Annotated in this window: 6 protein-coding genes and 1 pseudogene; 4 read left to right on the forward strand and 3 right to left on the reverse strand. The window is 64.3% G+C overall.

All coding sequences use genetic code 11. The annotated features are described in order from the left end of the window. A pseudogene (locus U1707_RS18100) lies at positions 1-154 on the reverse strand (IS110 family transposase); the annotation flags it as partial. Between the two features lie 910 nt (positions 155-1064). Between U1707_RS18100 and U1707_RS18105 the strand changes: the two are divergent. Together U1707_RS18105 and U1707_RS18110 are read left to right on the forward strand one after the other, a co-directional pair. Continuing rightward, entirely contained in the window at positions 1065-3044 is a 1980-nt protein-coding gene (locus U1707_RS18105; protein ID WP_332801455.1) for a Ca2+-dependent phosphoinositide-specific phospholipase C, read from the forward strand. 49 nt (positions 3045-3093) lie between these two features. Then, a complete protein-coding gene (locus tag U1707_RS18110) occupies positions 3094-5442 on the forward strand; it encodes a GH92 family glycosyl hydrolase (RefSeq protein WP_332801456.1) in 2349 nt (782 codons plus the stop codon). A gap of 858 nt (positions 5443-6300) precedes the next feature. Here U1707_RS18110 and U1707_RS18115 read toward each other — a convergent pair. Beyond that, the gene (locus U1707_RS18115; protein ID WP_332801457.1) at positions 6301-6948 is read right to left on the reverse strand and encodes a response regulator transcription factor; all 648 of its coding nucleotides are present in this window, start codon (positions 6946-6948) and stop codon (positions 6301-6303) included. Further along, on the reverse strand, positions 6945-7958 hold the full coding sequence (locus U1707_RS18120) for a sensor histidine kinase (protein WP_332801458.1): 1014 nt from the start codon (positions 7956-7958) through the stop codon (positions 6945-6947). The genes U1707_RS18115 and U1707_RS18120 overlap by 4 nt, the downstream gene beginning before the upstream one ends. Before the next feature lie 500 nt (positions 7959-8458). Between U1707_RS18120 and U1707_RS18125 the strand changes: the two genes are divergently transcribed. Both U1707_RS18125 and U1707_RS18130 read left to right on the forward strand, forming a co-directional pair. After that, a complete protein-coding gene (locus U1707_RS18125) occupies positions 8459-9490 on the forward strand; it encodes an efflux RND transporter periplasmic adaptor subunit (RefSeq protein ID WP_332801459.1) in 1032 nt (343 codons plus the stop codon). Then, positions 9483-12614 carry an efflux RND transporter permease subunit gene (locus U1707_RS18130; RefSeq protein ID WP_332801460.1) on the forward strand — a complete coding sequence of 1044 codons (3132 nt, stop codon included), beginning with the start codon at positions 9483-9485 and terminating at the stop codon, positions 12612-12614. The genes U1707_RS18125 and U1707_RS18130 overlap by 8 nt, the downstream gene beginning before the upstream one ends. Positions 12615-12617: the final 3 nt, after the last annotated feature.

Consider the following 12617-nt stretch of genomic DNA (forward strand, 5'->3'; position numbering starts at 1 on the left):
TGCGAGCCAGCATGCCGGCCAGCCATGCGCCGGCTTTATCGGGGTCACGCGCCGCAACCTTCGTAACCGAACTTGCGCCGATAATAAGAAGCCTCCGCAAGCTACGCTCGCCCATCTGTGTTGTGCGCCCCAGCCGCTCCTTGCCGCCGCTAGCACGTCCTGTCAGTGCTCTTTGTAACCCTGTGCGCTTCTGCCCCTAGCCGGATAATGCCGACAGAAGGTCGAAACTGACACGCCGACCGCGTCCACCACGTCCTCGCGCCGTCAGATAAAAACGGGCCTCAATATAAGTTTAGGCAGCCCGGCACACGAAAGTCACTCTTACGTACGCCAGGGCGATCCGGCACGGGGCGGAATAGCACCCTACGCACGCTGTTTCCCGCACGTTGACCGGACGCTGCTGCTGCGGCGCATGCGGCTGTCGGTGGAGTTCGCCTACTCGATCGACGAGATGCTCAAGGAAGAGGACGTCGATCTCTATCTCGTGTACCAGGTACCTTAGCAGCGGCCGCCGTTCGTGACATTTGCGCGTCAGCGCTGTCATGAAAATGATATCGAACACTATCATAGGCGCCCTGTCTCGTTAATCATTGGGAGCCTGCAATGACCTGTACGTCCGTTTCCGGCGCGGCGCTTGCCGTCGCGTTGTTCACCGGCGCGTTGGCGAGTACTCCGGCGATCGCGTAAGACCGGCAGGCGCCAAGCCGGACATGATGATGGGCGATATGCGAAGCCGACCGACAGGCCCGTGACGTTCCAGGCCAGGCTGGTGGGCGGCGGCATCAAGGGGGCGTCCTACCGCGTCAAGGTGGTCAAGAACGGCCAGGATATGGGCTCGTACAACACGGACCCGGCGACCGGATCGGCAAGCTTCGCCGACACGCCGGCAGTGCAGGACCGTATATATTATAGGGTAATGGTGAAAGGGCCGCAGACTCCCTATCCGCAGATGCCCAACTCCATGGCGCTGAGCGACAACATGGTGGCGCTGTCGAACCCCGTCTTCTTAAACTTCGACCTGAAACTCCAGGCCCGTCTCGCAATTTTTCCCGAGGGCACCGACCATGCGCAATCTCTCGCTCACAGCCGGCCTGCTGGCATCGGCGCTCGTCACAGCTGCCGCCGTGAAGGTCTCCCACGCCGCGCCGCCGGCCTGCCACCTCGATGCGGCCATGGCGTCGGCGGCGGGACCGGACTGCGCGGAGCCGTGGATGGATCGGCACCTTCGCCTCAACGACCTGTTCACGGTGGGAACGCACAACAGCTACAAGCAGGCGATCCCACCTGCCGATTACGCGGTCATCGCCGCCGTCAACCCGACGGGCGCGGCCGGGCTCGATTATGCCCACAAGACGTTAACCGCGGAACTGGACGCCGGCGCGCGCCAGCTTGAAATCGATGTGGTCTATGATCCGCAGGGCGGCCGCTACACCCATCCCGAGGTCGCCGCGCTGACCCACATGCCGCTCGATCCGAGCTGGACGGCTGCGATGCAGCAGCCAGGCTTCAAGGTGCTACACGTTCCGGACTTCGACTTCCGTTCGAGCTGCCTCACCTTTAAGCAATGCCTCGGTGTCATCCGGCAATGGTCGGACGCGCATCCACGCCACACGCCGATAACCATCCTCGTCAACGCCAAGGACGGACGCGCCGCGCCCGGCGGCGTGCCACTGCTGCCGTTTGACGGGCCGGCTTTCGACGCGTTCGACACCGAGATCCGCGAGGTACTGCCGCCATCGAAGCTGGTCACGCCGAACGACGTACAGGGCCGCTATCCAACATTACGCGACGCGGTGCTGCACAACAATTGGCCGACGCTCGGCGCGTCGCGTGGGCACATCCTGTTCGCGCTCGACGAGAGCCCAGAGAAGGTCGCGATCTATCGCGGCAACCGCGGTTCGTTGGAGGGGCGGGTCGCCTTCATCAACACCGATGAGCAGTCACCCGCTGCGGCCTATCTGACGCTCAACGATCCGGTGAAGCAGAGCGGGCGGATCGCGGCCGACGTGCGCGCGGGCTTTCTGGTACGCACCCGCGCGGACTCCGACACGGTGCAGGCGCGCAGCAACGACACGGGCCACCGTGACGCCGCGTTGCGCTCGGGCGCGCAGATGGTGTCCACCGACTATCTCTGGCCGGATCCGCGCTTCTCTGGCGGCTTCGCGGTCCGCCTGCCGGATCACCTCGCGACAATATGCAATCCGGTGCGCGCCAGCGGCAAGTGCGGCGGCCTGCCGGTCGAACGCATCGCCGACGCCGACTGGCAACGCGCCGAGGCGGCACCGATGACGTTGCTCGCGCCGCGCGGGGCGGGCGGAATGTCCGCTGCCGGGTTCAAGCCCTACCTTCCTGCATCGGCATTGCCGGATGCGACCCGCATCCTGCCGCAGCCGCCGGCTGATCGGTCGCCTCTCGCAGCTGCCGACGCAGCCGTCTTCCGTCGGACCCGCGCCCTCAAGGGCTCGCCGCGCTGGGTCATGGCGACGGCAGACGTCAACGGCTCGCTCCAGGCGATGCTGGATCATTTCAGTTGCGCGATCGGCATGCTGCTCAAGCCGTCGGACATCCCTGCAACGGCGCATTTGTTCGTCCGGATGGCCGCCACCGGTGCAGGCTTCGTGCAGGGGCCGAAGGATCATTATCATCGCCGCCGCCCGTATGTTGGCACCGGTCTGCCGATCTGCGAGCCGGAAACCGATCATCTCGCGGCGGATGGCGATTACCCTTCTGGCCACACCACGGCAGGCTGGACGACGGCGCTCGTCCTGACCGAGCTACTGCCCGATCGCGCCACGGGCATCCTGGCTAGGGGGCGTGCCTACGGCGAGAGTCGCGCGATCTGTGGATCGCATTCGGTGTCGGCAGTCCAAGCCGGTTACATGACGGCCGCCTCCTACGTGGCGGCGCTGCATGGCTCGGCCGATTATCGGCACGATCTTGATACCGCACGCGCGGAGCTGGCGGCACTGCGGACCCGCGCTCCGGCGCCGGCCGCTGAACAATGTTCTGCCGAGGTCCGCCTGATTGCCGGGCGGGCGTGGTGAGCACCGCCACGGATCTCGCTAGGGCCAACACCGCAACGGAGTTGGGACAATGACACTCACGGCCTCTCCCATGGGCGGCCGCCGCTCGCGCTTTTTCGGCACTGCGGTGGTGGCGGCATCGGTCATCCACGCTCAGTCAACCACGCCTGCAGCGGTTACTGCCGAGCCCGCCAGTAGTCCGGACCTCGTCTCCGAAGTCGACCCGTTCATCGGATCAGATTGGTACGGCCAGGTGTTCGTCGGTGCCACCGCGCCCTTCGGCATGGTCAAGGTCGGGCCGGACATGGTCAGCTTCGACGGCGTGCCATCGAAATTCGGCTATCGCACCTCGGGCAACATCGTCGGCTTCAGCCACCTTCATCTCAGCGGCGCGGCGGGCAAATATGGCAACATCCTGGTCGCTCCCGTCACCGGGGCTCTCAACCCCGCCGATATCGCCTCACCCCGGACGGACGAAAGCAACGAGCCCGGCTATTATGCTGCGACGCTGACCCGTTACGGTGCGCGTGCGGAGCTGACGGCGTCGCGCCGGGTGGGCTTTCACCGTTACACCTTCTCCGGACCGGAGGAGGCGCATCTGACCGTCCGGCTCGATCGGATCCTGACCAAAGGGCGTGGGACCGAGAGTCAGCGCTTTCTCGGCGGCTCGATTGCGGTCGTGTCGGATCATGAGATTCGCGGCGTCGGCCGTTACGAGGGCGGCTGGAACAACGGTGGCGAGTACCGCGTCTATTTCGACATCGTCACCGACGTGCCCTCCTCCGGTCAACGGACCTGGACGGCAGGGGGGATCAGTGCGGCCCGGAACGCCTCGATCGACGCCGACCAACCGTTCGGTGCGACTCTGGATTTTCCCGGTCGGGCGGGGCAGGTGGTGCAGGCCAAGGTAGGCCTCTCGTTCGTCAGCATGGGCCAGGCACGCCGCAATGTCTTGAGCGAGCCGCCCGCTTGGCAGTTCGATACAGCCCGCGCCCGCACGCGGACGCTGTGGCAACAGGCGCTCGAACCGGTGCGGATCACCGGTGGCAGCGCCTCCAAGCGGCGTCAGTTCTACACCGCGCTCTACCATTCCATGCTAATGCCGTCGGATCATAACGGCGAAAACCCGGTCTGGCGGTCGAACGCGCCGCATTACGACGACTTCTACACCATATGGGACACGTTCCGGACTACCGGCCCGCTGCTTACGCTGATCGCGCCCGATCGCGAGCGTGACATGATCCGGTCGCTGATTGACATCTATCGCCACACCGGCTGGATGCCCGACGGCCGCAGCGGCGAGAGCAATGGCCGTACCCAGGGCGGCAGCAACGCCAACGTGCTGGTGGCGGACGCTTACGTTAAGGGGCTGAAGGGCATCGACTATCGCGCCGCGTACGAGGCGATGCTCAAGGACGCGACGGTTTCGCCTGCACGCGACGAGCAGGAGGGGCGGGGCGGCCTGCCCGACTATCTCACCAAGGGCTATGTCAGCGAGGCCAATCCCCGTTCAGGCTCGCGGACGGTAGAATATGCCTATAACGACTTCGCCATCGCCGAGGTGGCGTGCGGACTCGGCGACACGGTGAGGGCGCGTCGGTTCGCGGCCCAGGCCTCCAATTGGTTGAACCTTTGGGACCCCGAGCTGACGCGGGAAGGCGTCGCCGGCTTCCTGCGGCCGCGTAACGCCGATGGAAGCTGGGCGGTGCCCGACTGGACCGTGCGCGGCGAATGGCCTGCCTTCATGTATGAAGGGGATCCTTGGACCTATTCGCTTTACGCGCCGCAGGATGTGCGCCGGCTGATCACGATATCGGGCGGCCCCGAAGCCTTTGTGAAGCGGCTCGACACGACGTTCGATCATCTCCATTTCGACATGACCAACGAGCCGGGATTCCTGATCCCGATGCTGTATCTCTGGGCCGGCAGGCCCGACAAGACCGCGGACCGTGTGGCAGAGTATCTCGAAAAGGGCTTTCTCGACACCCGCGGCGGCCTGCCGGGGCCTGAGGATTCCGGCGCTATGTCGAGCTGGTTCGTGTTTCAGTCGCTTGGTTTCTACCCGTTGGCTGGACAGGACGTGTATCTGATCGGCACGCCGAGTTTTCCCGATGCCAGCCTCGCCTTAGGGAATGGCAAGATGTTGCGGATCATTGCCCGCAATTTCGATCCGACCGGGCTCGGTCGCTATGTGGTCTCGGCCGAGCTGAACGGCCGCCCCTTGCACAGCGCCTGGTTCCGGCACGGGGAGATCGCCGATGGCGGCACGCTGATATTGACGATGGGCTCCGCGCCTTCGGACTGGGGACGCGCGGCGCCGCCTCCGTCACTGTCGGACGCCCCTTCGGCACCGCACGCGCTGGCAAGCGCCTGCGCACCCGCGCCCTCCGCTGGTCAGGGCCGGGCGCACTCAAAATAGTGAAACATCGCCTTGAAGATGAATTGGGTGTCCCGGAGCGTCCCTTAGCTTCCACATCTTCTTCAGCATCTCGTCGATTGAGTAGGGGACCGGTGAGAGGGTGTTCAAAAACGTACGCTAAGCCCTGCCGTTTGAATGGCGCGCTGATCGCAGTTCGTTCAAACTCCTCAAATTGTTCTCAGACGGACAAAAACGGATTGTTGGGCAGCGGCCCGAGGGCGGCAGGCCGGAGGCTTTAGCTTCGATGTATAGAACGCGAACTCGCCCGAGGAGGAAGTTCAGCGAAACAGCCATGATGAAGCGCATTTTGTTCTGGTGCTTGCCGGTCGCTATATGTCGTCGGCGGGTGGTGCTCCGCTGGTGTCCAACACACCGGTCCTGATCTATAATCCGCCCGGCGCGACACACCAGGATCGGTTTCACGGTGGAAGAGGCCGCTTCCTGGCCATATCCGGCGGAACAGGCTCCGAGGCCGCGGCGCTCTGCATGCGCGTCCCTATGCGTATCGACTTGCTCACAGGTTCGCGCACGAGGTTGACGAAGCAGCATCGTTCAGGGTGGAAGCGTGCGCCCTGCGGCTTCAAAGTGCCGTCTTGCGGCCCTCATCCGATGAGGCACGGTTAGCAGAACATCCTCCAGTCTGACTGAGCCGTGCCGTCGAGATGATCTTTACCAGCGACGATCCCGATATATCCGTTGCTAGGGTCGCATCGGGTGCCGGCATGGCGTCGGAGGCGCCCGCAGTCGTACCGTCGAACTCTGCATGCTGTGATTTGGCGCGAAGATTACGCTGTAGCAGTTTGCCAAACCGGGCGGCCGGTACAAGCTGTTACCTTGCTGAGGTTACATGCGGGTTGATCAAACGCCCCCTCGGCTGGCTGCGTCCACCATATCGGACATCCGCACGAGTTCCGGCAGCGACGTCGCGCCCATCTTCAACATAGCCTGGCGTCGCCGGACTTTAATTGTGATCTCGCTGACACCGAGCTCCCCCGCGATCTGCTTGTTGAGAGAACCTTGAACCACCAGCGCCATTACCGCCTGCTCACCATCGTTCAGTTGGCTATAACGTCGCTGAACATCCTGCACATGCCGCTCGTCCGACAGCCTGTTTCGATCAAGCTCGATCCCGCGGTGGATTGCATCCAGCAAGTCCTGATTGGCAAACGGCTTGGATAGAAATTCGATCGCGCCAGCCTTCATTGCACGCACGGACATGGCAATATCACCGTGACCGGTAATGAAGATCACCGGGATACGGATGCCTCGGCCCACCATTTGTCCGTGGAACTCCATGCCGCTCTGGCCTGGCATACGAACGTCCAATATCAAGCAGCTCGGCACATTGGGCCGGTCGGCATCAAGAAACGCGCGGGTTGATCCGAACGCTCTCGCCGTCAATCCCACGGACGCGAGCAAATCCTCAAGTGCCGCCCGAACCGAACTGTCGTCATCGAGGATGTAGACGATCGGCGGGTCTTGGTTCGGGCCCTTTTTTGCGGTCATGCGCCAGTCGCTGCCTGGGCCGGCAGCCGGACATGGAATCTCGCGCCGTTCGGTTTCATACGGTCCACCCAGATCGCACCGCCATGCGCCTCCACGATGGTTCGGCTGATCGTCAAGCCGATCCCCGTGCCACTGCCCTTGGTCGTCCAGAACGCATCGAACAGCTGTGCCAGATGCTCCTCCTGGATGCCGCTTCCGGTATCGCTTGCCGACACCTCGATGTCGCCGCTCGCGTCCGACACCGCGGCGAGCGACAGCGTTCGCGTGTGCGGCTCGACGTTCGTCATCGCTTCGATCGCATTCAATATCAGGTTGCAGATGACTTGTTGCAGTTGGACACGGTCACCCAACACGTCCGGCAAATGAGCGGCGAGCGCAAGGTTGAGCGTGATGTCCTCTCGTTCAAGAACGCTTCGTGACAGCGCGATGGCTTCCTCGATCACCTCGTCGATGCGGACGGGTTGGAAAACCGGCGGAGCGCCGCGGGCGTGATCGCGGATGCGGGAGATGATGGTGCTGGCGCGGCTCGCGTCGGCGACGATCCGTTCGATCGCTGCCCGCGACCGGTCGAGGTTCGGCGGAGCGGAGCCCAGCCAGCGGAGGGCGGTATCGCCACTGGTGACGATCGCCGCGAGCGGCTGATTGACCTCATGCGCAATAGAGGAGGCGAGCGCGCCGAGACCGGTCACCCGCGCCACGCGGATCATCTGCGCGCGAGCTTCGTGCGCAACGTCTTCCGCCCTGACCACTTTCAGCGCCAGATAGGTCGTAATGGCGATCGTCGACAGGCTGATCGCGAGATTGACGACGCCGGCGTCCCGGGAGCCCGATTTCGTCAGCAGGAAACTGGCCAGGGTCAGCATCATGCAAATCGCCGCGAGACCTACGACGTGGCGGCTGCGGAAGCGACCGACGGCGAGCAGGATCACCGCGCTGTAAAAGACCGCGGTGGCGATTTCCAGGTCCGTCAGCGTGTCGGAAACGAAGATGGCAGCCATCAGCACCGCCATCGCCCCAACCCGGATCGCCGGAAACCGAAGCGACCGGCCCAGCCCCCCGAAGGCCCAGGCCCCGCCAAACGTCCAGGCCCGGCCTGTCGGCTGTGTCGGTGGCGCTTCCGGCATGTGTTCTGTGCCTCCATGACTGCGATCATCCGCAGCGATCCCCGGATCGTCGGTGTGATCGTCGCACAGCATAGAACTCGGCGGCCCCCGATCCAATCGGAAGCGAGGGTTCGATATACCTTCGTATAGGTCGGCTTTCCCAATGGAATATCGCGCCCTCGGGCTGGCCAACCTATCGGGCAATCGCTGACTATCCTGCCTTTTCGAACATTCGAAACGCATTGGTTGGCGCAATGACGAAACTGACCAAAGGGCGCGTGATGCCGATCGGCTTTGTAACGGTGCGTTCAGCACGCTTGGGCCGGACCGCGCAGTGCGTGGCCTTCGGACCCGCAATCCTTGCATGTGCGGCGTGGTTGACGGGGTGCAGCGCAAAGGCTCCCCTGGTGCCTCCCGAAGCGTCGGCCTTCGTCATGCAAGGCGACCGGGTGGTCATCCCCAAAAGTTCGCCGCTGCGATCGCGGATCGCGATTGCTTCGGTGGGCGAAGCCGACATCGCTCGGCAGATCGTCTCGCCTGCCGTCGTCGAAGCTGACCCGGCCGGGCAGAACCACGTCCTGACCCCGCTCTCGGGCCGGATCGTAAAACTCGGGGTGCGGCTCGGCGATCATGTCCGCGCCGGGCAGATGCTGGCCGAACTCGCGTCACCCGATCTTTCCGCGGCACTCGCCGACGATGCGCGTGCGCGGACCCAATTGCGATTGACGACCGCCGCCCGTGCACGCGCGCAGGGCGTGAAGGCGATCGGCGGTGCCGCGGACAAGGACGTCCAGCAAGCGCAGGCCGACTATGCCGCAGCTCAGGCAGAGGCGGCGCGCGCGAGTTCGCGACTGCGTCAGGTTGGGGCATCCGCTTCGGTTCGGGGCGGTGGCCTCGCGCTGACCGCGCCGTCCTCCGGCGTCGTGACCGACCTTGCCGCCGCACCCGGTGCCTTCTGGACCGATCCGACCGCAGCGCTGATGACCGTTGCCAACATCGGTACGGTCTGGGTCACGGCGAATGTCGCCGAGAGCGATCTGGGGGCGGTCCGCGCAGGCCAGCCGGTCAGCATCACCTTCAGCGCTTTTCCCGGGGAAACCATCGCCGGACGGGTGCAGTCGATCGCGCCGATGCTCGATTCCGATACCCGGCGTACCAAGGTCCGGATCGCGGTCGCCAATGCGGCCGGGCGCTTCAAACCGGGGATGTTCGCCACCGTCGGTTTCACCCCGCCCGCCAAAATCGCGCCGAGCGTGCCGACCACCGCGCTGCTTCTGCACGATGACGCGACGACGGTTTATGTCGAGGTAAGTCCGTGGACCTTCATACGCCGCGTGGTGGAAACCGGCGCGGAACAAGGTGGCCGCACGACGATCACCGGTGGCCTGATCAGTGGCCAGCGGGTTATCGCCAAGGGTGGTGTGTTGCTCGATGATTGATCGGTTCATTCGGCTCGCCATCGCGCGGCGCACGATCGTGATGTTCATCGCGGTCTTCATCGCCGTCTACGGCTGGTATTCGTGGCGGCAGTTGTCGATCGAAGCCTATCCCGACATCGCCGACGTCAGCTCGCAGGTCATTACCCAGGCCCCCGGGCTCGCGGCCGAGGAAGTGGAGCAGCAGATCACCGTGCCGATCGAGCGTGCGCTCAACGGCACGCCGGGCCTGGCGATCATGCGGTCCAAGAGTACCTTCGGCCTGTCGCTCATCACGCTCGTCTTCCGCGACGGATCGGAAGATTACTGGTCGCGCCAGCGGATCCAGGAACGCATCACGGGCGTCACCCTGCCGACGGGCATCACGCCGGGGCTCGACGCGCTGACCTCGCCCATCGGCGAAATCTATCGCTACACGCTCGAGTCCGACACGCTGGGTCAGCGCGAGCTGTCCGAAATCCAGCAATGGGAAATCATCCCGGCACTGGGACAGATCCAGGGCGTTGCCGGCGTCAACAATTTCGGTGGCATCACCACGCAGTACGAAGTCGAGCTGGATCCGGTCCAGTTGCAGCGCTTCGGTCTCTCGCTGAAGTCGGTCGAGGATGCGATCACCGCCAACAATCACAGCACTGGCGGCAGCGTCATTACGCGTGGCGAGCAGGGCTATGTCGTGCGCGGCGTGGGCGCGTTGCACGATCTGACCGATCTCGGCAGCGTCGTCGTCACCCAGAAGGGCGGGTCGCCGGTGCTGGTCCGCGATCTCGGCAAGGTACGACTGAGCCAGGTCGAGCGGCACGGAATCCTCGGCAAGGACCGGCACGGCGATGCTGTCGAGGGGATCGTGACCCTGCTCCGCGGCGAGAACCCCTCGCGGGTGATGGACGATGTCCATGCCAGGGTGATCACGCTGAATACCCAGCTGGCCCGCAGGGGCGTAAAGATCGTTCCCTATCTCGACCGTTCAGATCTCGTCCACACCACCGTCGACAAAGTGTCGCACACCGTGTTCGAGGGCGTCGGCCTGGTCCTGATCGTGCTGATCCTGTTTCTCGGCAGCGCGCGCAGCGCCCTGATCGTCGCGATCGTCATTCCGCTCGCCATGCTGATCGCGTTCATTCTGATGCACCTGACGCATGTGCCGGCCAATTTGCTGTCGCTCGGCGCGATCGATTTCGGCATCATCGTCGATGGCGCCATCGTGATGATGGAATCGCTGCTCCGGCGGCGTGAAGCACGGCCCGAGGAGCCGCTTACGCTTGCCGACGCGACCGATGCCGCGGTTCAGGTCGGCCGTCCGATCTTCTTCGCGACGATCATCATCGTCACCGCCTATCTGCCACTGTTCGCGTTCCAACGGATCGAAGCGAAGCTGTTCACGCCGATGGCGTTCACCGTAGGCTATGCGCTGCTCGGCGCGCTGCTGGTATCGCTGACGCTGGTGCCGGGCCTTGCCTATATCGCCTTTCGCAAACCGACCAAAAGCTTCCATAACCCGGTGCTGGCCTGGATCGATCGCGGCTACGTGGTGGTACTGCGCCGCTGCCTCGATCTCCCGGTCATCATCTATGGCATTGCCATCGCCGCTGCGCTGGCGGTTCTGCTCCTTGGCGCGACCGTCGGCCGCGAATTCCTGCCCCCGCTCGACGAAGGCTCGATCTGGCTACAGGTCCAGCTGCCCAGCGGCATATCGCTGGAGAAGGGCAAGGAAATGGCGGGCGAACTGCGCCGCGCGGTCCGCAGCTTCCCCGAGACCTCCTACATCGTGACCCAGCTTGGTCGCAACGATGACGGCACCGATCCCTTCACGCCCTCGCATATCGAGGCAAGCGTCGGTCTGCACCCGTATGGCACCTGGCCCTCCGGCGAGACCAAAGCCGATCTGATCCGCCGCATGGATGCAAAATTCAAGACGATGCCCGGCTTCAACATCGGCTTCAGCCAGCCGATGATCGACGGTGTCTACGACAAGATGGCAGGTGCGCACAGCGAACTGGTCATCAAAATCTATGGTGAGGATTTCCACGAACTGCGCCGGATCGGCAACGCGGTCGTCGGCGTGCTGAACAAGACGCCAGGCTCCGCCGATGTCGCGCTCGACCAGGAGCCGCCGCTGCCGCAACTGGTGGTGCAGGTCGATCGCGCGGCCGCAGCGCGGCTCGGCGTCAACGCGGGCGATGTCGCCGATCTGATCCAGACCGGAATCGGCGGCGAGGGCATCGATAAGCTGTATGTCGGCGATCGGCGCTACGATATCGCGGTGCGCTTCCCCGCCGCCACGCGCAGCACCATCGCCGAAATCGGCACCCTGCCGATCACCACGGCGAGCGGCGCGCAGGTGCCGCTTTCCGCGGTCGCGCATGTTTCACTGAAGTCCGGCGAGAGCACGATCACGCGCGAGATGGGCCACCGCCATCTGACCGTGAAGCTCGATTATCGCGACCGCGACCTGACCTCGTTCCTGCACGATGCGCAAGCCAACATCGCGCGCCAGGTCACGTTCGATCATGCCGCCTACCATCTCGAATGGGGTGGCCAGTTCGAGAATCAGGCGCGCGCGGAGAGCAGGCTTGGCGTCATTCTGGGCATCATGTTCGGCGCGATGGCGCTCCTGCTCTACGTGCAGTTCGCGCTGTTGCGACAGGTGCTGCTGATCCTGGGCGTGGTACCGCTGGCGACGCTGGGCGGACTGGTGGCGCTGCACCTGACCGGGGCGACGCTCAACGTCGCATCGTCGGTCGGCTTCATCGCCTTGTTCGGCGTCGCGATCCAGAACGCGATCATCATGGTTTCGAACCTCAACACCCGCCGCGTCGATGGCGAAGGGTTGCTGGGGGCCGTCATGATGGGCGCGCGCGAACGGCTGCGTCCGGTGCTGATGACCGCAACCGTCGCCACCATCGGGATGCTGCCGGCGGCGCTCAATACCGGCGTTGGCAGCGACGTGCAGCGAGGATTGGCGACTGTGGTGGTCGGCGGCCTGATCGTCGCGACCGCCTTGACCCTGTTCGTCGTGCCGACGCTGTATTTCGTGATCGAGCGCGCCGTCTCCCGCCGGAGCGAACGCCAGACCCAGCGCCAGAACCAGCAACCGCAGGGTGCGCCACTACGCGAAACGGAAGTATGATCC

Source organism: Sphingomonas sandaracina (assembly GCF_036663695.1).
Taxonomy (GTDB): Bacteria; Pseudomonadota; Alphaproteobacteria; order Sphingomonadales; family Sphingomonadaceae; genus Sphingomonas.

Bases quoted from the DNA above. Each gene is read 5' to 3' on its own strand.
- U1707_RS18130 (WP_332801460.1), top strand. From the start codon at position 9,483: ATGATTGATCGGTTCATTCGGCTCGCCATCGCGCGGCGCACGATCGTG.
- U1707_RS18105 (WP_332801455.1), top strand. From the start codon at position 1,065: ATGCGCAATCTCTCGCTCACAGCCGGCCTGCTGGCATCGGCGCTCGTC.
- U1707_RS18110 (WP_332801456.1), top strand. From the start codon at position 3,094: ATGACACTCACGGCCTCTCCCATGGGCGGCCGCCGCTCGCGCTTTTTC.
- U1707_RS18120 (WP_332801458.1), bottom strand. From the start codon at position 7,958: ATGGCGGTGCTGATGGCTGCCATCTTCGTTTCCGACACGCTGACGGAC.
- U1707_RS18115 (WP_332801457.1), bottom strand. From the start codon at position 6,948: ATGACCGCAAAAAAGGGCCCGAACCAAGACCCGCCGATCGTCTACATC.